This window comes from Micromonospora sp. NBRC 110038, from assembly GCF_020884815.1.
Classification (GTDB): Bacteria; Actinomycetota; Actinomycetes; order Mycobacteriales; family Micromonosporaceae; genus Micromonospora; species Micromonospora haikouensis.
In genome coordinates, this window is record NZ_BBOL01000003.1 from 181,638 (window position 1) to 200,940 (window position 19,303).

The 19,303-nt window shown below is 73.5% G+C and carries 17 protein-coding genes; 6 read left to right on the forward strand and 11 right to left on the reverse strand.

Annotation, left to right across the window (positions count from 1 at the left end; all coding sequences use genetic code 11):
- Positions 1–4: 4 nt before the first annotated feature.
- The 3 genes from LPU61_RS12515 to LPU61_RS12525 all read right to left on the reverse strand — a co-directional run bounded on the left by LPU61_RS12515 (position 5) and on the right by LPU61_RS12525 (position 2,447).
- Positions 5–934, reverse strand: a complete 930-nt coding sequence (locus tag LPU61_RS12515) for a RimK family alpha-L-glutamate ligase (RefSeq protein WP_229405284.1) — start codon at positions 932–934, stop codon at positions 5–7.
- An 8-nt stretch (positions 935–942) separates the two neighbouring features.
- A complete protein-coding gene (locus LPU61_RS12520) occupies positions 943–1,278 on the reverse strand; it encodes a hypothetical protein (protein WP_043967526.1) in 336 nt (111 codons plus the stop codon).
- A 209-nt stretch (positions 1,279–1,487) separates the two neighbouring features.
- Complete coding sequence (locus LPU61_RS12525) at positions 1,488–2,447, reverse strand: heme o synthase (protein WP_043967523.1); 960 nt, start codon at positions 2,445–2,447, stop codon at positions 1,488–1,490.
- Positions 2,448–2,712: 265 nt separating this feature from the next.
- On the opposite strand from LPU61_RS12525, the gene tkt reads away from it, so the two are divergent.
- From tkt to pgl, 6 genes are all read left to right on the forward strand, one after another.
- On the forward strand, positions 2,713–4,851 hold the full coding sequence (gene tkt, locus LPU61_RS12530) for a transketolase (protein WP_229405001.1): 2,139 nt from the start codon (positions 2,713–2,715) through the stop codon (positions 4,849–4,851).
- Positions 4,852–4,868: 17 nt separating this feature from the next.
- Positions 4,869–6,047, forward strand: a complete 1,179-nt coding sequence (tal, locus tag LPU61_RS12535) for a transaldolase (RefSeq protein ID WP_229405002.1) — start codon at positions 4,869–4,871, stop codon at positions 6,045–6,047.
- A gap of 121 nt (positions 6,048–6,168) precedes the next feature.
- Positions 6,169–7,812, forward strand: coding sequence for a glucose-6-phosphate isomerase (locus tag LPU61_RS12540; RefSeq protein WP_229405003.1), 1,644 nt, complete (start codon positions 6,169–6,171; stop codon positions 7,810–7,812).
- A gap of 124 nt (positions 7,813–7,936) precedes the next feature.
- Complete coding sequence (gene zwf, locus LPU61_RS12545; protein WP_043967518.1) at positions 7,937–9,451, forward strand: glucose-6-phosphate dehydrogenase; 1,515 nt, start codon at positions 7,937–7,939, stop codon at positions 9,449–9,451.
- A 31-nt stretch (positions 9,452–9,482) separates the two neighbouring features.
- Positions 9,483–10,499 carry a glucose-6-phosphate dehydrogenase assembly protein OpcA gene (locus tag LPU61_RS12550; RefSeq protein WP_043967516.1) on the forward strand — a complete coding sequence of 339 codons (1,017 nt, stop codon included), beginning with the start codon at positions 9,483–9,485 and terminating at the stop codon, positions 10,497–10,499.
- 122 nt (positions 10,500–10,621) lie between these two features.
- Complete coding sequence (gene pgl, locus LPU61_RS12555; RefSeq protein WP_229405004.1) at positions 10,622–11,392, forward strand: 6-phosphogluconolactonase; 771 nt, start codon at positions 10,622–10,624, stop codon at positions 11,390–11,392.
- Between the two features lie 95 nt (positions 11,393–11,487).
- Here pgl and LPU61_RS12560 read toward each other — a convergent pair whose 3' ends face one another.
- The 8 genes from LPU61_RS12560 to rapZ form a co-directional block, all read right to left on the reverse strand.
- Positions 11,488–11,832: an RNA polymerase-binding protein RbpA gene (locus tag LPU61_RS12560; RefSeq protein WP_043967513.1), complete on the reverse strand. Its 345-nt coding sequence runs from the start codon at positions 11,830–11,832 to the stop codon at positions 11,488–11,490.
- A gap of 133 nt (positions 11,833–11,965) precedes the next feature.
- Positions 11,966–12,232: a preprotein translocase subunit SecG gene (gene secG, locus LPU61_RS12565; protein WP_043967510.1), complete on the reverse strand. Its 267-nt coding sequence runs from the start codon at positions 12,230–12,232 to the stop codon at positions 11,966–11,968.
- Between the two features lie 95 nt (positions 12,233–12,327).
- Positions 12,328–13,119, reverse strand: coding sequence for a triose-phosphate isomerase (tpiA, locus tag LPU61_RS12570; RefSeq protein WP_229405005.1), 792 nt, complete (start codon positions 13,117–13,119; stop codon positions 12,328–12,330).
- A complete protein-coding gene (gene pgk, locus LPU61_RS12575) occupies positions 13,119–14,318 on the reverse strand; it encodes a phosphoglycerate kinase (protein ID WP_077939158.1) in 1,200 nt (399 codons plus the stop codon). The genes tpiA and pgk overlap by 1 nt, the downstream gene beginning before the upstream one ends.
- Entirely contained in the window at positions 14,315–15,319 is a 1,005-nt protein-coding gene (gene gap / locus LPU61_RS12580) for a type I glyceraldehyde-3-phosphate dehydrogenase (RefSeq protein WP_043967506.1), read from the reverse strand. The genes pgk and gap overlap by 4 nt, the downstream gene beginning before the upstream one ends.
- Positions 15,320–15,634: 315 nt before the next feature.
- Positions 15,635–16,615 carry a DNA-binding protein WhiA gene (gene whiA / locus LPU61_RS12585; RefSeq protein ID WP_043967505.1) on the reverse strand — a complete coding sequence of 327 codons (981 nt, stop codon included), beginning with the start codon at positions 16,613–16,615 and terminating at the stop codon, positions 15,635–15,637.
- Positions 16,616–16,669: 54 nt separating this feature from the next.
- Entirely contained in the window at positions 16,670–17,698 is a 1,029-nt protein-coding gene (gene yvcK, locus LPU61_RS12590; protein WP_228986977.1) for a uridine diphosphate-N-acetylglucosamine-binding protein YvcK, read from the reverse strand.
- Positions 17,695–18,597 carry an RNase adapter RapZ gene (gene rapZ, locus LPU61_RS12595; protein ID WP_043969334.1) on the reverse strand — a complete coding sequence of 301 codons (903 nt, stop codon included), beginning with the start codon at positions 18,595–18,597 and terminating at the stop codon, positions 17,695–17,697. Before rapZ ends, yvcK begins: the two co-directional genes overlap by 4 nt.
- Between the last annotated feature and the right edge of the window lie 706 nt (positions 18,598–19,303).

Here is a 19,303-nt window from a genome sequence, read left to right on the forward strand (position 1 = left end):
GCGCTCAGCGGGGACGGGGCAGGCGGGCCAGGTGGGTGACGACGGCGTCGGCGAGCCGCTCGGGGGCCCCGTCGGCGTACCCGAGGAACAGCGACGGCTCGGTCAGCTCCAGCTCGACCAGGACGGGCGTGCCGTCCGGGCCCGGGATCAGGTCCACCCGGGCGTAGAGCAGCCGCCGCGTGCCGCCCGGGACCGCCGCGAGCACCCGCTCGGCGACGGCGAGCTGCGCGGGGGTGGCCGTGCGGGGGGTGATCTCCTCGGCCTTGTAGAGCCCGTCGGGGCCGAGGTCGGGGCCGGTGAGCATCGGGCCCTTGCGGATCGCGTGGCTGAAGACGAGCCCGTCCGGGCCGGCCAGGAACAGCAGGGCCGTCTCCCCGGCGGTGTCCACCGCGCTCAGGTACGGCTGGACCATGGCGACCCGGCCGGCGTCCGACAGGCGGCGCAGGTGGGCCAGGGCCAGCTCGCGGTGCTCCGGGTCGGCGAGGTCGTAGCGGCCGGTGTCCTGGCTGCCGGCGCTGACCGCCGGCTTGATCACGTGTTCGCCGCCGGTGGCGGGCGGCGTCCAGGGCTGCCCCGGCGCCACCCAGCCGGTCGGCACCGTGGGCACCTGGGCGGCCGACAGCTCGTCGAGGTAGCGCTTGTCGGTGTTCCAGCGCACCACGTCGGCCGGGTTGACCAGCCGGGGGACGGTGTCGGCCCAGGCCACGAACTCGTCGCGGCGCAACGCGTAGTCCCAGGGCGAACGGAGCACGACCAGGTCGTACGCGGCCCAGTCGACCGCCGGGTCGTCCCAGGCGGCGACGGTGGCCGCGATCCCCCGGGCGGCCAGCGGGGCCAGCAGCAGCCGGTCGTCGGGCTCCAGGTCGGGCAGGTCGGCGCAGGTGACGATGGCGACCCGGGGTTCCCCCCGGGTCGACTGGTGGTGGTCGGTCAAGTTGTCGGTCAACGGGCCATCGTGCGCCGGGCCATCGACCGCCAGAGGTCGTTGCTCGGGCGCATCTGGTCCATCAGCTCGCGCTCCCAGGCGTTCTCGACGGTGACTCCCGCCTTGGCGCACGCCTCCCGCGCGACGACGGTGTCGTCCGCGAACTGGTCGCCCCAGGCCCCGTCGGACCCGACGAGGACGATGCGCGCGCCGCGCTTGCCGACGTACTCGATGACCGCCTTCGCCCCGCCGTGCCCGGCGGCGAACGACTTGATGCCCGCGACCAGGCCGTCAGGGGTCTGGTCGGCGACGGTCTGCTGAGCCGTCAGCGTCGTATCGGAACCATCTGCCATGACGCGAAGCCTAAGCAGAGTTGCATCCGGACGTGCGAGAACCATGAACTATTTGTGATGCCAATTACCCCTGCGTTTAAGGAGAACCACAGGTGATTTGCCCGGTTATATGAGGACTCAGGGCACCAAAGCGGCCGGGCGAAGTTACACGATCGTCACAACTCGCGCGCGCCCGACACAAGTCGGGAATGTCGCCCCGGATCGATGGATCAGACCAGCGCGTCGACGGCGACGGCCGCGAACAGGATGGTCAGGTAGACGTACGACCAGTGGAACAGCCGCATCGGGCGGACCGCCCCGCCCCGGGCCACCTGGCGGCACAGCCGGTGCGCCTCGTACACGAAGACCCCGCCCGACAGCAGCGCGGTCACGCCGTAGATCGCGCTCATCCCGAGCGGCCAGACGGCCAGCGAGGAGAGCAGCGTCAGCCAGGCGAAGCCGATGATCTCGGCGTTGACCCGGCGGGCCGAGGCCACCACCGGCAGCATCGGGATGCCGGCGCGGGCGTAGTCGGCCTTGTACTTCATCGCGAGCGGGTAGAAGTGCGGCATCTGCCAGAAGAAGACCACCGCGAACAGCGCCCACGCCGCCGGGGCCAACGAGCCGGTCACCGCCGCCCAGCCGATCAGCACCGGTGCGGCCCCGCACGCGCCGCCCCAGAAGGTGTTCTGCGGCGTGGTCCGCTTCAACCACAGCGTGTAGACCAGGTCGTAGTAGGCGATCGCGGCCAGGGTGAGCCCCGCGGCCAGCAGGTTGGTGAACACCGCCATCAGCGTCACCGAGACCACCGCGAGCACCAGGCCGAAGACCAGCGCGTTGCGCGGGGACACCGTGTGCGTCGGCAGCGGACGCCGCTTGGTGCGCCGCATGAGCTGGTCGATGTCCCGGTCGATGTAGCAGTTGAGCACGCTGGCCGCACCGGCGGCGAGCGAGCCGCCCACCAGGACCACCGCCATCAGCCACAGCGACGGCAGGCCGCCCTCGGCGAGCATCATCGCCGGGACGGTGGTCACCAGCAGCAGCTCGACGATCCGCGGCTTGGTCAGCGAGACGTACGCCGAGACCACCGCCCGGACGTCCCGCCGGGGCGCCACCGGGGCGCCGGTCACCGTGCGCACCGGCGGTTGCCCGGCAGAGTTGCTGACGGGGCGCTCGGTGATCATGCTCACGGATTGCCACCTTCCGGCGTCGGCAGGGGGAGTCGGGTCGGTCGGACCCGTCGGGGCCCACACACCGTCCCCACACACTACGCGTCGTCGTTTTCGCTGCCCGCGCGACCCGACCACGGTGCGGACCGTCACACCCCCGGTTGAACGGCGGAAACGCCCAACCGCGTAAAGAAGAGCATGCACAGATCCCGGGGCGGGGGTTTACCCCCGCTCGATAGGGTCATCCGAGAGGGTTCCGCCCAACTGCCGAGGAGCACAACACATCGTGGCTGCCAACCGACCCGAGCAACCCGCACTCAACTGGTCCGACCTCGACCGCCGGGCCGTGGACCTCGTCCGCGTGCTGGCCATGGACGCCGTGGAGAAGTCCGGCAACGGTCACCCGGGCACCGCGATGAGCCTCGCGCCCGCGGCGTACCTCCTCTTCAACCGGGTGATGCGGCACAACCCGGCCGACCCGAACTGGCCCGGCCGGGACCGGTTCGTGCTCTCCGCCGGCCACTCCAGCCTCACCCTCTACATCCAGCTCTTCCTCTCCGGCTACCCGCTGGCCCTGGACGACCTCAAGTCGCTGCGGCAGTGGGGCTCGCTCACCCCGGGCCACCCCGAGCACGGGCACACCCCGGGCGTGGAGACCACCACCGGCCCGCTCGGCCAGGGCCTGGGCAACGCGGTCGGCATGGCCATGGCCGCCCGCCGCGAGCGCGGCCTGTTCGACCCGGAGACCGAGCCGGGCGCGTCGGTCTTCGACCACGACGTGTGGTGCATCGCCTCCGACGGCGACATCGAGGAGGGCATCACCCACGAGGCCAGCGCCCTCGCGGGGCACCAGCAGCTCGGCAACCTCTGCGTGATCTACGACGACAACGAGATCTCGATCGAGGACGACACCCGCATCGCCAAGAGCGAGGACGTCGCGGCCCGCTACGAGGCGTACGGCTGGCACGTGCAGACCGTCGACTGGCGGGCCGGCGACGCCGACCAGGGCGACTACCACGAGGACGTCGAGGCGCTGCACCGGGCGCTGCTGGCGGCGAAGGCCGAGACCGGCCGGCCCTCCTTCGTCGCGCTGCGCACCATCATCGGCTGGCCCGCGCCGAACAAGAAGAACACCGGCAAGATCCACGGCTCGGCGCTCGGCGCGAGCGAGGTGGCCGCCACCAAGGAGCTGCTCGGCTTCGACCCGGCGCAGAGCTTCCAGGTCGACGAGGACGTCCTCGGGCACGCCCGCCGGGTCCTGGAGCGCGGCGCGGCGGCGCAGCAGGAGTGGGAGCGGGCGTACGAGGGCTGGGCCAAGGCCAACCCGGAGCGCAAGGCGCTGTGGGACCGGATGTCGCAGCGGGCGCTGCCGGAGGGCTGGACCGAGGCGCTGCCGACGTTCCCGGCCGACGCCAAGGGCGTGGCCACCCGGGCCGCGTCCGGCAAGGTGCTGGAGGCCCTCGCCCCGGTGCTGCCGGAGCTGTGGGGCGGCTCGGCCGACCTGGCCGAGAGCAACAACACCACCATGAAGGGCGAGCCGTCGTTCGTCCCGGCGGTGCACGCCACCAAGGACTTCCCGGGCCACGAGTACGGCCGCACGCTGCACTTCGGCATCCGCGAGCACGCGATGGGCGCGATCCTCAACGGCATCGCCCTGCACGGCGGGACCCGCCCGTACGGCGGCACGTTCCTGGTGTTCAGCGACTACATGCGTCCGTCGGTGCGGCTCGCCGCGCTGATGAAGCTGCCGGTGGTCTACGTCTGGACGCACGACTCGATCGGCCTCGGCGAGGACGGCCCGACCCACCAGCCGGTCGAGCACCTGACCGCGCTGCGCGCCATCCCCGGCCTGGACGTGGTCCGCCCGGCCGACGCCAACGAGACCGCGTGGGCGTGGCGGCAGGCCCTGGAGCACACCGACCGGCCGACCGCGCTGGCGCTGAGCCGGCAGGCCCTGCCGACGCTGGACCGGTCGACCCTGGCCGGCGCCGAGGGCGTCGCCAAGGGCGGCTACGTGCTGGCCGAGGCGTCCAACGGCAAGCCGCAGGTGATCATCATCGGCACCGGCTCGGAGGTGCAGCTCTGCCTCACCGCCCGGGAGCGGCTGGAGGCCGACGGCACCCCCACCCGGGTGGTGTCGATGCCGTGCCAGGAGTGGTTCTACGAGCAGGACGAGGCGTACCGCGAGTCGGTCCTGCCGCGCGGGGTAAAGGCCCGGGTGAGCGTGGAGGCGGGCATCGCGATGTCCTGGCGCGGCGTCGTCGGCGACTCCGGCGAGAGCGTCAGCATCGAGCACTACGGCGCGAGCGCCCCGCACACCGTGCTCTTCGAGCAGTTCGGCTTCACCCCCGACCGGATCGTGGCCGCCGCGCACGCGGCGCTCACCCGGGTGGGCGACATCACCGGTTTCACGACCGGCAACTGAAGGGGAGCGAGGACGACATGACGGACAGGCTCAGCGAACTCACCGCCGCCGGGGTGGCGGTCTGGCTCGACGACCTCTCCCGCGTGCGGCTGAGCTCCGGCGGGCTGGACCAGCTCCGCCGGGAGCAGCACGTGGCCGGGGTCACCACCAACCCGACGATCTTCGCGAAGGCGCTCGCCGACGCCGACACCTACGACGGGCAGCTGCGCGACCTCGCCACCCGTGGGGTGGAGGTGGAGGAGGCGGTGCGCATGCTCACCACGTACGACGTGCGGTGGGCGTGCGACGTGATGCGCCCGTCGTACGACGGCAGCCAGGGCGTCGACGGCCGGGTCTCCATCGAGGTGGACCCGCGGCTGGCGCACGAGACGGAGAAGACGGTCGCCGAGGCCAAGGCCCTGTGGTGGCTGGTCGACCGGCCCAACCTCTTCATCAAGATCCCGGCCACCGAGGCGGGCCTGCCGGCGATCACCGCGACCCTGGCCGAGGGGATCAGCGTCAACGTCACGCTGATCTTCGGCCTGGACCGCTACTCGCAGGTGATGGAGGCGTTCCTCGCCGGCCTGGAGCAGGCGAAGGCCAACGGCCACGACCTGTCGACGATCGGCTCGGTGGCGTCGTTCTTCGTCTCCCGCGTCGACAGCGAGGTCGACAAGCGGCTGGAGAAGCTCGGCTCCGACGAGGCCAAGGCGCTGCGCGGCAAGGCCGCCGTGGCCAACGCCCAGCTCGCCTACGAGCGCTACAGCGAGGTGTTCTCCTCCGACCGGTGGCGGGCCCTCGCCGACGCCGGGGCGCACCCGCAGCGCCCGCTGTGGGCGTCCACCTCGACGAAGAACCCGGACTACCGGGACGTCATCTACGTCGAGGAGCTGATCGCCCCCGGCACGGTCAACACGATGCCGGAGTCGGTGATCCACGCGTACGCCGACCACGGCGAGACGCGCGGGGACACCGTCACCGGGGCGTACGACGCCGCCCGCCAGGTCTTCACCGACCTGGAGTCGGTCGGCGTCGACATGTCCGACGTGATCGCCGTCCTGGAGCGCGAGGGCGTGGAGAAGTTCGAGGCGAGCTGGCAGGAGCTGCTCGACGGCGTGCGCAAGTCGCTCGTCGCGGCGGGCCAGGGCACCGGGCGGCCCGGCCAGGCCGCCCAGGGCAACGCGGACAAGGCACAGAAGGTGGGGGGCAACGCGTGACCGACGGTCGTGGCGACGCCCCGGGGCACCACCCCGGGGCGTCCCGCGCCGTCGACCCGCCCCCTCCGGGTCGCCCCGGCGGCCCTGCACCGGCGTGCCCGTGGTGGGCCGGGGTGGCGACGTGAGCGACGCGCTGACCGGCCCGGCGGACGCGTCCGCCGGGCTGGTCGTGCACGGTGCGGACCCGGTCGACCGGTCCGCGCCCGCGTCCGTCCGGCAGGCCCTCGTCGCCGGGGGCGTGCCGGCGCGGCTGGCGGCGCAGGACCCCACGCTGTGGGGGCCGGCGGCCGAGGCGACGGCACGGACCCGGCTCGGCTGGCTGGACACCCACCGGCGCAGCGTCGAGCTGCTGCCCCAGCTCGCCGAGCTGACCGCCGAGCTGGGCGACCTCGACCACGTGGTGGTCGCCGGGATGGGCGGCTCCTCGCTGGCCGCCGAGGTGGTCACCCGGGCCCTGGGCCGGCCGCTGACCGTGCTCGACACCACCGACGCGGGCCAGGTCCGCCGGGCGCTGACCGACCGCCTCGACCGCACGGTGGTGGTGCTGGCCGGCAAGTCCGGCCGCACCGTGGAGACCGACAGCCACTGGCGGGTCTACCGGCAGGCGTTCCTGGATTCCGGGCTGACCGCGGCGGAGGCCGGCCGGCACTTCGTGGTGGTCACCGACCCGGGTTCCCCGCTGGAGGCGGTGGCCGCCGAGCTGGGCGCGGTCACCGTGCCCGCCGACCCGCGGGTGGGCGGCCGGTACGCGGCGCTGACCGCGTTCGGGCTGGTGCCGGCGGCGCTGGCCGGTGTGGCCGTCGACGAGCTGCTGGAGCAGGCCGAGGCGCTCGCCGCCTCGCTGGGCCGCGACGCCGACAACCCGGGGCTGGCGCTCGGCGCCGCCCTCGGCGCGGCGGCCACCGGCGGCCGGGACAAGGTCGCCCTCGTGCCCGACGGCACGGGGCTCGACGGGCTCGGCGACTGGATCGAGCAGCTCCTCGCCGAGTCGACCGGCAAGGCGGGGCTCGGCCTCCTGCCGGTGGTGCTGGAGTCCCCCACCGCCCCCGGCGGCGCGGGGCCCGACGTGCTCACCGTCAGCTACGGCGGGTCGCTGGCTCCCGGCGCGGTGCCGGGCGGGGGCCGCGCGCCCGACGTGGCGGTCAACGGCCCGCTGGGCGCCCAGTTCCTGACCTGGGAGTACGCCACGGCGATCGCCGGGGTGACGCTCGGGGTGAACCCGTTCGACCAGCCTGACGCCGCCGAGAGCGCGGAGCAGGCCGAGCGGTTCCTCGCCTCGGCCGCGCCGGCCGGGCCGCCGTCGTCGACCGAGGGCGCGATCGAGGTGTACGCCCCGGCGGGTGGCCCGGCCGACCTGGCCGGCGCGCTGCGCCAGCTCGTCGACGGGATCGATGCCGGCGGATACCTGGCGGTCCTGGCGTACCTGGACCGGATCGGCGACGCCGACGTCGCCGGGCTGCGACCGTTGCTCGCCGGGCTGACCGCCCGGCCGGTGACGTTCGGTTGGGGGCCGCGCTACCTGCACGCCACCGGCCAGTACCACAAGGGTGGTCCACAGGTAGGGAGTTTCCTTCAGTTGACCGGTACGGTCGGGGATGATCTGCCGGTGCCCGGAAAACCGTACTCCCTCGGGAGGCTCCAGGAAGCCCAGGCCGCCGGCGATCGGCGGGCCCTGGCCCGCCGGGGCCGCCCGGTGCTGCGGCTGCACCTGACCGACCGGTCGGCGGGGGTGGCCCAGCTGCTCGACGCGGCCCGGCAACTGTGAGCGTGACGATGGACGATGTGGAATCAGCGGAGCTAGGAGGCACCGTGCGTGCGAGGAGTGGGCCGGTCTTGCGAGCCCCGCAGTCGCGGACCGAGGTGACCCTGGTGGGTCCGGAGGTGGTCCGGTGAACCCGCTGCGCGACCCACAGGACCGGCGGCTGCCGCGGATCCCGGAGCCCTGCGCTCTGGTGATCTTCGGCGTGACCGGTGACCTGGCGCGGAAGAAGCTGCTGCCGGCGGTCTACGACCTGGCGAACCGGGGGCTGCTGCCGCCCGGCTTCGTGGTGCTGGGCTTCGCCCGGCGCGACTGGTGCGACGGCGACTTCGAGTCGCTGGCCCACGACGCGGCGAAGGAACACGCCCGGACACCGTGGCGGGAGGAGGTCTGGGGCCGGCTGGCCGGCAACATCAAGTTCGTCGGCGGCTCGTTCGACGACGACGCCGCCTTCGACAAGCTCGCCCAGACCCTGAACGACCTGCGCGACAGCCACGGCATCCACGGCAACGCGGCGTTCTACTTCTCGATCCCCCCGGCGGCGTTCCCCGTGGTGCTCAAGCAGCTCGCCCGCACCGGGATGGCCGACAACGAGAAGTGCGGCGGCTGGCGTCGGGTGGTGGTGGAGAAGCCGTTCGGGCACGACCTGCCGTCGGCCAAGGAGCTCAACGACCTCGTCGACGACGTCTTCACCCGGCAGGACGTCTTCCGGATCGACCACTACCTGGGCAAGGAGACGGTCCAGAACATCCTGGCCCTGCGGTTCGCCAACAGCCTGTTCGAGCCGCTGTGGAACTCCAAGTACGTCGACTCGGTGCAGATCACGATGGCCGAGGACGTCGGCATCGGCAGCCGGGCCGGCTTCTACGACTCGGTCGGCACGGCCCGCGACGTGCTCCAGAACCACCTGCTCCAGCTTCTCGCGCTGGTGGCGATGGAGGAACCGACCAGCTTCGACGCCGACGAGATCCGCGCCGAGAAGCTGAAGGTGCTCAAGGCGATCACCCTGCCGAAGGACGTCTCGCGGGGCACCGTGCGCGGCCAGTACCTGCCCGGCTGGGTGGGCGGCCAGCGGGCCGTCGGCTACCTCGACGAGGACGGCGTGCCGGCCGACTCGACCACCGAGACGTACGTGGCCGTGGAGCTGGGCATCCAGAACCGGCGCTGGGCCGGGGTGCCGTTCTACATCCGGGCCGGCAAGCGGCTGCCCCGGCGGGTCACCGAGGTCGCCATCATGTTCAAGAAGGCCCCGCACCTGCCGTTCAACCCGGCCGACATGGAGTCCCTCGGCCCCAACCAGCTCGTCATCCGGGTGCAGCCCGACGAGGGCGTGGTGCTCAAGTTCGGCTCCAAGGTGCCCGGCACCACGATGGAGGTCCGCGACATCGCGATGGACTTCCAGTACGGCGAGGCGTTCACCGAGTCCAGCCCCGAGGCGTACGAGCGGCTGGTGCTGGACGTGCTGATCGGCGACCGTACCCTCTTCCCGGACGCCGCCGAGGTCGAGCAGAGCTGGGCGGTGGTGGACCCGCTGGAGCACGCCTGGGAGGGCACGAAGCCGGAGCCGTACCGGTCCGGTGAGTGGGGTCCGCGCGCCGCCGACGAGATGCTGGCCCGCGAGGGCCGGGCTTGGCGCAGAGCGTGAGCGAGCACAGCGAGCAGACCAGGAGGCTCCATTGATCGGGCTGTGGGACACCACCGGCAACGAGGTGGTCAAGGCGCTCGCCGCCGAGCGGCGCAGCGCGGGCGGGGTGGCCAGCGGCATGGCGCTCACCCTGATCGTGGTGGTCGACGAGAAGCGGGTCCGCGAGGCGGAGGCGGCGGCGACCATCGCCGCCGCCGCCCACCCGTGCCGGCTGCTCGTGGTGGTGCGCTCCGACGTCGAGCGGGACCGCAACCGCCTCGACGCGGAGATCGTCGTCGGTGGGCGGCTCGGCCCGTGCGAGGCCGTGGTCACCCGGATGTACGGCCGGCTGGCGCTGCACGCCGAGTCGGTGGTGATGCCGCTGCTGGTGCCGGACGTGCCCGTGGTGACGTGGTGGCACGGCGAGCCGCCGGCCGAGATCGCGACGGACTTCCTCGGCGTGGTCGCCGACCGGCGGATCACCGACTCGGCGCAGGCCGACGACCCGATCGCGGCGCTGCGCCAGCGGGCCCGCGACTACGCGCCGGGCGACACGGACCTGGCGTGGACCCGGATCACCCCGTGGCGCACCCTGGTCGCGGGGGCGTTCGACACCACCGAGGCGCGGGTGACCCAGGCCCGGGTGGTGGCCCCGCCGACCGACCCGACGGCGGCGCTGATGTGCGGCTGGCTGAACAGCCGGCTCGGCATCGCCCCGCGCTGGGAGCCCGCGCCGGAGGCACCCAGGATGCGCGAGGTGCAGCTCAGTTGCGCCAACGGCGACGAGCTGACCCTCAGCCGGGACGACAGCGTGGCGACCTTCCGGCGCACCGGGCAGGACGACCGGCAGCTGCCGCTGACCCGCCGGCCGCTCGGCGACGAGCTGGCCGAGGAGCTGCGCCGGCTGGACGCCGACCAGGTCTACGCCGAGGCGCTGGGGGCGATGGCCGGCCTCCGGGGGCTGCAGCAGCGACCCGCCCAGCGGGTGCACGTCTGGAAGGACCCGGCGACGGCGAAGCGGGCCGAGGCGGGCGTCACCGCCCACGCCGGCACGAGCACCAACGAGTGACGGGGTGGCCCGGGTCGACCACGGCGGTCGGCCCGGGCCACGCCGTCGCCGACACGACGGAGGGCCGTGCGGCCCGAGGGCACGACGGACCGCGAGGGCGGTCGGGAGGCGAAGGCACATAGATGAGTGAGGCGAGTGTCGCCGTGCACGCCGATGCCGACCTGCTGGCGCAGGCGGTGGCGGCCCGGCTGGTGGTGAGGCTGCTCGACGCGCAGGCGGAACGGGGCCAGGCGTCGATGGTGCTGACCGGCGGGCGGATCGCCGCGGCCGTCTACCGCGCGGTGGCCGCGCTGCCGGCCCGGGACGCGGTCGACTGGTCCCGCGTCGACGTCTGGTGGGGCGACGAGCGGTTCCTGCCCGCCGGCGACCCGGAGCGCAACGAGACGCAGGCCCGCGCGGCGCTGCTGGACACGCTGCCGCTGGACCCGGCCCGGGTGCACCCGATGCCCGCCTCGGACGGCCCGACCGGCGACGACCCGGAGGCCGGGGCCGCCGGGTACGCCGCCGAGCTGGCCCGCGCGGCCCGCCCGGGGCACGCCGCGCTCCCCCACTTCGACGTGCTGATGCTCGGGGTGGGCGAGGACGGGCACGTCGCCTCGGTCTTCCCCGAGCACCCGGTGCACCACGACACGCGGCCGGTGAGCGCCGTGCGGGGCAGCCCCAAGCCGCCGCCGGTGCGCACCACGCTGACCCTGCCGACGATCAACACGGCCGAGGAGGTCTGGCTGGTCGCCAGCGGCGCGGACAAGGCCCGCGCGGTGGGCATGGCGCTGGCCGGGGCCGGCCCGGTGCAGCTCCCGGCGGCCGGGGTGCAGGGCGTCAGCCGCACCCTGTGGCTGCTGGACCGGGCGGCGGCGGCCGAGGTGCCGCCACGCCTGCGCAGCCTCCGCTGAGGCGGTGCGGAAGGGCCCCTGTTGACGCATGTTGCATAGCAGGGGCCCTTCTCAACGCTCCCGGCCCGGCAACCGGCCGGGCCGCGGGACCCCGCTCAGGCACCGCCCCTGCGGCGGCGCAGGGCGGCCAGGGCCTCCGCCAGCAGCGCCTCCCCCTGCTCGGGGGTGCGCCGCTCCTTCACGTACGCCAGGTGGGTCTTGTAGGGCTCGGGGCGGGCGCGGCCCGGCGGGTCCGCCGGATCCTGACCGGCGGGGAGCCCGCAGCGCGGGCAGTCCCACAGCGTCGGCGGCGCCGCGTCGGCCGCGATGGGCACGTCGACCCGGTGGTCGTTGCGGCACCAGTAGCTGACCGGCCGGCGCGGGGCGGGCACGTGCCGCTCGCCGAAACGCTCCGGCCCTGACCCGACCCGGGTGCCCCGGATGACGTTGCCACTCGTCACGCTGCTCGCTCCTGTCGTCGGAGGGGACCGCCGCGCGGGCGGGCGGCGGCGACGCGGTGCAGCACACAAACAACTGCGCGCGGTCCGTCGGTGACGGACCGCGCGCAGATTGTACGACTCAGCGGGCTCGCTCTCAGGCCCCGCTGCCGCTGCCGACCTGGAGGCGCAACCAGAGCCCCAGCCCGACGATGCAGGCGAACCAGACGATGCCCACCAGGACCGTGTAGCGGTCGAGGTTCTTCTCGGCCACGGACGAGCCGGCAAGGCTGGAGCTGACCCCGCCGCCGAACATGCTCGACATACCGCCGCCCTTGCCGCGGTGCAGCAGGATCAGCATGGTGAGCATGATGCTCGTGATCGTCAGCAACACGATCAACGTGTATGCGAACCAGATCGGCATGGCTGGGGTCAGTCCTCTCGTAGCGATCCTCGCCCGGACAGGTCGGGCACTGCGGCACCGGCCGGTGGACGGGCGGAGTCAAGGATAGCGAGCCTTCAGCGGCTGATGTGCTCCGGGAACCGGCAGATCTTCGCGAATTCCTCGGCGTCGAGGCTCGCGCCGCCGACCAGGGCCCCGTCCACGTCCGGCTGGGCCATGATCGAGGCCACGTTCGAGGACTTCACCGAGCCGCCGTAGAGGATGCGCACCTGGTCGGCGGTCGCCTGGTCGTAGGTCTCGATGAGGCGCTTGCGCACCTCACCGCACACCTCCTGGGCGTCCTCCGGGGTGGCGGTCTTGCCCGTCCCGATCGCCCAGACCGGCTCGTACGCCACGACGACCTTGGTGACCTGCTCCGGGGTGAGCCCCCGCAGCGCCCCGTCGAGCTGGTCGCAGCAGTGCGGCACGTGCCGCAGCTGCTCGCGCACCTCCAGGCCCTCCCCGATGCACAGGATCGGGGTGAGCCCGTGGGACAGCGCGGCGGTCACCTTGTCGTTGACCAGCGCGTCGTCCTCGTGGTGGTACTGCCGCCGCTCGGAGTGGCCGACCACCACGTACGTGCAGCCGAGCTTCGCCAGCATCGCCCCGGAGATGTCCCCGGTGTACGCCCCCGACGGGTACGGCGACAGGTCCTGCCCGCCGTAGCCGATGAGCAGCTTGTCGCCCTCGATCGCGGTCTGCACGGTGCGCAGGTCGGTGAAGGGCGGCAGCACGACGCACTCGACGTCGGTGAGCTGCTGCGCGGTGAGGCTCGCGGCCAGCTTCTGCACCAGCAGGTTGGCCTCGAGGTGGTTGAGGTTCATCTTCCAGTTGCCGGCCATCAGCGGCCGGCGGGTGATCGCCGCCATCAGTCCTCCAGCGCCGCGATGCCGGGGAGGGTCTTGCCCTCCAGGTATTCCAGCGACGCGCCGCCGCCGGTGGAGATGTGCCCGAACGACGACTCGTCGAGCCCGAGGGCGCGGACCGCCGCCGCGCTGTCGCCGCCGCCGACCACGCTGAACGCGTCGGCCTTGGTGATCGCCTCGGCGACGCCCCGGGTGCCGTTCGCGAACGCCGCCATCTCGAACACGCCCATCGGGCCGTTCCAGAAGATCGTCTTCGCGTCGGCGAGGGCGGCGGCGAAGCCGGCCACCGTCTCCGGGCCGATGTCCAGCCCGAGCCGGTGACTCGGGATGGCGTCCGCGCGGACCGTGTCGTGCGCCGCGTCGGGGGCGAAGGCGTCCGCCGCCACCACGTCGACCGGGAGCAGGATCTTGCCGTCGGCGCGCTCCAGGAGGTTGCGGCAGGTCTCGACCATCTCCTCCTCCAGCAGCGACGTGCCCACCTCGTGGCCCTGGGCCTTGAGGAACGTGAAGCACATCCCGCCGCCGATGAGCAGCCGGTCGACCTTCGGCAGCAGCGCCTCGATCACCGCGAGCTTGTCGGAGACCTTCGACCCGCCGAGCACCACCACGTACGGGCGCTCCGGCTCGCCGGTCAGCTTGGCCAGCACCTCCACCTCGCGCAGCACCAGGCGGCCCGCGACGTGCGGCAGCCGGGCCGGCACGTCGAAGACGCTGGCGTGCTTGCGGTGCACCGCGCCGAACGCGTCGTCGACGTACGCCTCGCCGAGCGCGGCGAGCTGGTCGGCGAACGCGCCCCGCTCCGCCTCGTCCTTGCTGGTCTCGCCCTTGTTGAAGCGCAGGTTCTCCAGCAGGGCGACCTCGCCGTCGGCGAGCGCGTCGACCGTGGACCGGGCGGACTCGCCGACGGTGTCCTCGGCGAACCGCACCTGCGCGCCGAGCAGCTCGCCGAGGCGGGCCGCGACCGGACGCAGGCTGAACTGCGGGTCGGGCGCGCCCTTCGGGCGGCCCAGGTGCGAGAAGACCACGACCTTCGCGCCCGCCCCGGTCAGGGCGGTCAACGTCGGCAGCACCGCGCGGATGCGGCCGTCGTCGGTGATCGCGCCGGTCTGCTTGTCGAGCGGGACGTTCAGGTCGGCGCGCACGAGCACGCGCCGACCCGACACCCCCTCGGCGAGCAGGTCGTCGAGGTTGCGGATGGTCACAGCGACTGACCCACCAGCTTGACCAGGTCCACCAGGCGGTTCGAGTAGCCCCACTCGTTGTCGTACCAGCCGACGACCTTGACCTGGTTGCCGATGACCTTGGTCAGCGGCGCGTCGAAGATGCACGACGCCGGGTCGGTGACGATGTCGGCGGAGACGATCGGGTCCTCGTTGTAGACCAGGACGCCCTTGAGCGGGCCCTCGGCGGCGGCCTTCAGCGCGGCGTTGACCTCGTCGACCGAGGTCTCCCGGCCCACCTCGACGGTGAGGTCGGTGGCCGAGCCGGTGGGGATCGGCACCCGCAGCGCGTACCCGTCGAGCTTGCCCTTCAGCTCCGGCAGCACCAGGCCGATGGCCTTCGCGGCGCCCGTCGAGGTCGGGACGATGTTCAGCGCGGCGGCCCGGGCGCGGCGCAGGTCCTTGTGCGGCGCGTCCTGGAGGTTCTGGTCCTGGGTGTACGCGTGGATGGTGGTCATCAGACCCTTGGTGATGCCGAACGTGTCGTGCAGCACCTTCGCCATCGGGGCGAGGCAGTTGGTGGTGCAGGAGGCGTTCGAGATGATCGTGTGCTTGGCCGGGTCGTACTGGTCGTGGTTGACGCCCATGACGACCGTGACGTCCTCGTTCTTCGCCGGGGCGGAGATGATGACCTTCTTGGCCCCGCCGTCGACGTGCGCCTTCGCCTTGGTGCCGTCGGTGAAGAAGCCGGTCGACTCGATGACCACGTCGGCCCCGACCTCGCCCCACGCCAGCTTGGCCGGGTCGCGCTCGGCGAACGCCTTGATGGTCTTGCCGCCGACGGTGATCTCGTCGGCCGTCGCCTTGACCTCGTGCGGGAGGCGACCCAGGATGCTGTCGTACTTGAGCAGGTGGGCGAGCGTCGCGTTGTCGGTCAGGTCGTTGACGGCCACGACCTCGATGTCCGCGCCGGACGCCAGCACGGCCCGGAAGAAGTTACGGCCGATGCGGCCGAAGCCGTTGATGCCAACCCGGATGGTCACAGGTCCCATCTCCTCGCGTTCTTATCCGCCGGCGTGGAATCGGACCGGCGAAGTGGTGTGCGCCGACCGTTGGAGTCGGCCGTTGACAGTTCGTGTCGGCCACCCCGCCGCGGCCCGAGAGAACCTGACCGCCGGAGGCGGTGTGCACGGCGAGAGTGCCGGTGCCGGCCCCCTTGCCGTACGCAACGACCCTATCCGAGCGCGTGGCGGCGCGGTGCGCCGGGTGGTGATCCGCTGCGCGCTCCCGGGGCCGGGCACGCGCCCGCGGTGACGCGCTGCGGGACGGGCCGCCGCGCGCCCACCGCCACCGTCCTATCAGACCACGAGCATGTCGGGCGTGACGGCCGCTTCCGTATCCGGGATGCCCAGGTCACGGGCCCGCTTGTCGGCCAGGGCCAGCAGCCGGCGGATCCGCCCGGCGATGGCGTCCTTGGTCAGCGGCGGATCGGCGAGCGCGCCCAACTCCTCCAGGGACGCCTGCCGGTGCTCCAGGCGCAGCCGGCCGGCGGAGGTGAGATGGTTCGGCGCGTCGTCGGCGAGGATCTCCAGCGCCCGCGTCACCCGGGCGGCGGCGGCCACGGCCGCCCGCGCCGAGCGGCGCAGGTTGGCGTCGTCGAAGTTGGCCAGCCGGTTGGCGGTGGCCCGCACCTCGCGGCGCACCCGGCGCTCCTCCCAGGCCAGCACGCTGGAGTGTGCTCCTATGCGGGTGAGCAGCGCCGCGATGGCGTCGCCGTCCTTGACCACCACCCGGTCGACCCCGCGCACCTCGCGGTTCTTCGCGGTGATGCCGATGCGCCGGGCCGCGCCGACCAGCGCCAGCGCCGACTCCGGGCCCGGGCAGGTGATCTCCAACGCACTGGAGCGGCCGGGCTCGGTCAGCGAGCCGTGCGCCATGAACGCCCCCCGCCACGCGGAGACCGCGCAGCAGACGTTCGCGGCCACCACGTGCGGCGGCAGGCCGCGCACCGGACGGCCCCGCACGTCCAGCAGCCCGGTCTGCCGGGCCAGCGCCTCGCCGTCCTTGACCACCCGGACGATGAAGTGGCTGCCCTTGCGCAGCCCGCCGGAGGCGAGCACGTGGATCTCGCTGGAGTAGCCGTACACCTCCGCGATCTCCCGGCGCAGCCGCCGGGCCACCGCCCCGGTGTCCAGCTCGGCCTCGACCACCACCCGGCCGGAGACGATGTGCAGCCCGCCGGCGAAGCGCAGCAGCGCCGCCATCTCCGCCCGCCGGCAGCAGGGCTTGGGCACGTCGACCCGGCTCAGCTCGTCCTTGACCGCAGCCGTCATCGCCATTGTGCGCCCCCTCACGGACCGGTTCCGGCGTGTCGCCGGAGATTACGTACGTGCTTAACGATCGGCGCCCAGGACAGGCACCAGGGCGGCACCCAGGGCGGCCGGATCGTGACGGGGTTCGCCGTCGGTGACGGCGACCGGGGCGAGGACCAGCCGGGCACCCAGCGATTCTGCCGCACGCTCGACCGGCGCGGGATCGCCCACCGCCTTGGAGTCCGCCAGCACCAGGTCCACCGCCAGCTCGGGCAGATAGTGCCGCAGGGTGGCCAGGTGGTCGGCGAGGGAGAGCCCGAGGGTCTCCTTCTCCGCCGCGAGGTTGAGGGTGACCAGCCGGCGGGCCGGGCTCGCCACGATCGCGGCGGCCAGCCCCGGCACCAGCAGGTGCGGCAGCACGCTCGTGTACCAGCTGCCGGGCCCGAAGATCAACCAGTCCGCCTCGGCCGTCGCCGCCACCGCCTCCGCGCAGGCCGCCGGGGTCGTCGGGGTCAGCCGCAGCGACTCCACCCGCCCCCCGGTGACCGCCACCTGGTGCTGGCCGCGCACCGTGCGCACCTCGTCCGGGTACGCCGGGTCGGCCCCGCGCACCCGCGCCTCGATGCCGACCGGCTGGCGGGACATCGGCAGCACCCGGCCCACCGCGCCGAGCATCGCCCCGGCGTGCTCCAGGGCGGCCACCGGGTCGCCGAGCAGCTCGATCAGCCCGCAGAGCACCAGGTTGCCCACGGCGTGCCCGGCCAGCCCGTCGTCGGTGCCGACCGGGTCGCCGGGGGTGTCGGCGAAGCGGTGCTGGAACAGCCCGGCGGTGCGCCGGGTGGCCGGATGGTCCCCGGCGAGGGCCACCAGCGCCTGACGCAGGTCGCCCGGGGGCAGGCCGCCCCGGCGGGCGCGCAGCCGGCCGCTGGAGCCGCCGTCGTCGCCGACGGTGACCACGGCGGTGATGTCCAGGTCCAGCTCGGGCACGCACCGGCGCAGCGCCCGCAGGGACACCGACAGGCCGTGCCCGCCGCCGAAGGCGACCACCCGGGTACGCCGCCCGTCGTCCCGCCCGCCACCCCCGCCCGGGGGCTCCGCCGGCGGCGTCATTCCCGTCCCAGGTCGCGGTGTTGCGCGTTGGCCGCCAGCCCGGCGTGACGCAGCCGGGCGGCCAGCTCCTCGGCGATGGCCACGCTGCGGTGCTTGCCGCCGGTGCAGCCGACCGCCACGGTCAGGTACCGCTTGCCCTCCCGCTCGAACCCGACGGTGGTGGCGTTGACCAGGTCCGCGTACGTCCCGACGAAGGCGTCCGCGCCCTCCTGGCCCAGCACGTACGCGCTGACCGCCTCCTCCCGCCCGGTGTGTTCCCGCAGCTCGGGCACCCAGTACGGGTTCGGCAGGAACCGGGCGTCGAGGACGAAGTCGGCGTCCGGCGGGAGGCCGTACTTGAAGCCGAAGGAGAGCACGGTGATCCGCAGCCGGCGGGCGTCCTCGCCGCCGAACAGCTCCTCGATCCGGCGACGCAGCTGGTTGACGTTCAGGTGGCTGGTGTCGATGATCACGTCGGCCTGGTCGCGGGCCTCCTCCAGCAGGCCCCGCTCCACGGCGATGCCGTCGGCCAGCCGCCCCTCGCCCTGCAACGGGTGCGAGCGCCGGACGCTCTCGAACCGGCGGATCAGCACCTCGTCGTCGGCGTCCACGAAGACCACGCGCGGGGAGAAGCCCCGGTCCTTCAGCTCCCGGATCGCCCCGGCCAGGTCCGTGGAGAAGGCACGGGAGCGCACGTCCAGCACCATCGCCGTACGCCGGGCCGCGCCGCCGGCCTTGACGGCCAGCTCGGCCATGTCGAGCATGAGCGCCTGCGGCAGGTTGTCGACGACGTAGTAGCCGACGTTCTCCAGGGCCCGGGCCACCGTGCTGCGCCCGCCGCCGGACACGCCGGTCACCACCACCAGGGTGGTCTCCGACTCCGTCGCCGCCCGGGTCGCCGCCTCCGCGGCCACCGGCAGCGATTCCGTGGCCGCCCCCGCCGCCGCTGTCGGGCCGTCGCCGGCCGGAACCTCGGGCGTCCGCGCCTCGTTCACTGCCTACTCCCCACGGATGACGCACGGCCGACCTGACCGCGGTGGCCGACCTAGAACTCTATCCCGCCCGGCCCTCAGGATCCGGCAACCACCCCGCCGCCCGTCCCCGCCGCGCCACCCCTCACCCCTGCCGCCGCTCCCCCGCCGCGCCTCCACCACCTCCCGCCGCGCCTCGCGCTCCCGCCCCTCCCGCCGCCCGCCCGGCCCACCGACCTGCCCCGCCGATCTTGCACTTGCGGCCTCCGACTCGCCCCATGCATCCCTTTCGCCCGGGCCCCAAGTGCAAGATCACGAGGATGCGGGCGGCACGGGCCGGGCGGGGACGGGGCAGCTCTTCGATTCTTGGACAGTTGGCGTTCCCTCCGGACAGGAACTGTCCACGAACGCCGAGGGGTCGAGACGGAACCGGGCGGGGAGGGCGGAGCGGGGGCGGAACCGGGGGTGAGGGTGTGAGTGGGGCGGAAAGGGGGGTGGGATTGGGCACGATCGGAGAAGTCGGTCGGTCGACCCGACGCCATACTGCGGTTGGACATCGACCCAACTCGATGAATATCGGTGGCGGGCGATGTCCACCCGGCCGGCGGTGCCGGCCTCCCGGTCCGGGCGTCGTCGTCGGCGTCGCCGACGCGCC